Here is a 1234-nt window from a genome sequence, read left to right on the forward strand (position 1 = left end):
CGCACCACGACCACCGCCTGCGCCACCGACTCCAGCGCCGTCAGCGCCGACTCGATCTCGCCCAGCTCGATGCGCAGACCACGCACCTTCACCTGGAAATCGGTACGACCCAGATACACGATCGGCCCGTCGGTTGCCCGACGCACCAGGTCACCGGTGCGGTACATCCGAGCACCTGGCGCGCCGTACGGGTTGGCCACAAACCGATCCGAGGTCAAATCCGCACGCGCGACATAGCCGCGCGCCAGTTGCACACCCGCCAGATACAGCTCACCCACCACACCCTTAGGCACCGGGTGCAGACGCGAATCCAACACGTACGCCTGCGTGTTCCACACCGGCAGACCGATCGGCACCGCCCCGTCCACCTGCTCGGCTACGGGCGCGTGCGTCGCGTGCACGGTGAACTCGGTGGGTCCGTACAAGTTGAACAGCGCGGCATCGCTCACCCGCCGGAATGCCTCGACAGCATCTGAAGTGAACGCCTCACCAGCGACCAACAGCGCCCGCAGCGAGGAAATCGACGCGACATCGACACTCCTGGAAAAAACGGTCAGCATCGACGGCACGAACGAGGTCATCGTGACCCGCTCGGCCGCGATCACCTCGGCCAGGTACTGCGGGTCGCGGTGCCCGTCCGGGCTCGCCACCACGATCCGTCCACCGGCGCTCAACGGGCCGAACAGTTCCCACACCGACACGTCGAAGGTGGCGGGGGTCTTGAACAGCACCACGTCGTCGGCGTCGATGCCGTATTCGCCGGTGATCCAGCGGATCTGGTTGACGACCGCGGCGTGCGGCACGGCGACGCCCTTGGGGCGGCCGGTGGAGCCGGAGGTGAAGATCACGTACGCCGGGTGCTGCGGGCGCAGCGGCGCGACGCGCTCGGCGTCGGTGACCGGGTCGTCCGCGTAACCGGACAACTCCAGCTCGTCGATGCGCAGCGTCGCGCGGCCCGCGCCGTCGAAACCGTCGCGCGCGGTAGTCAGCACGCAGACCGGGTCGGCCGAGTCGAGCACGTAGTGCACGCGATCGGCCGGCTGGTCGAGATCCAGCGGCACATAGCCGCCACCCGCCGCATGCACCGCGTAAGCGGCCACGACCAAGTCCACCGAGCGGCGCAGGCCCAAGGCGACCAACGTCTCCGGACCCACACCCGCCTCGATGAGCCGACGCGCCAACCGCCACACCCGCGAGGCGAATTCGGCGTAGGTGAGCTGCGTCCCGGTGGCCG

1 protein-coding gene is annotated in these 1234 nt (G+C 68.7%); it reads right to left on the minus strand.

What is annotated here, in order from left to right; genetic code table 11:
• Positions 1 to 1234 (minus strand): amino acid adenylation domain-containing protein (locus ACWEH3_RS36170; protein ID WP_452358519.1); only part of this gene is annotated, 1234 nt, incomplete at both ends.

It is taken from the genome of Nocardia sp. NPDC004718 (assembly GCF_053601535.1).